1 protein-coding gene is annotated in these 256 nt (G+C 68.4%); it reads right to left on the bottom strand.

The genetic code is table 11. The features are described from left to right. The coding region (locus tag ACWNRM_RS15225; protein ID WP_485172256.1) for a transposase at positions 1–256 on the bottom strand (256 nt) is incomplete at both ends.

Genomic DNA, 256 nt, shown 5'->3' with positions numbered 1-256 from the left:
GTAGGGCGGCAGGAACCGCAGGCTGGCTCCGGCGGCCTCGATCGCCGCCTGCACGCCCGGCCCCTTGTGCGAGCCGAGATTGTCCATGACGACGATGTCGCCGGGGCGCAGATCCGGCACGAGGACGTGTTCGACATAAGTCAGGAAGCTGCGGCCGTTGATCGGTCCGTCCAGCACCATGGGCGCCACGATGCCGGTCAGCCGCAGTCCCGCGATGAACGTTGTGGTCTTCCAGTGCCCGTGCGGCACGGCGGAT

Source organism: Asaia sp. A2, assembly GCF_057319415.1.
This window is presented reverse-complemented; position numbering and strand designations above follow the sequence as displayed.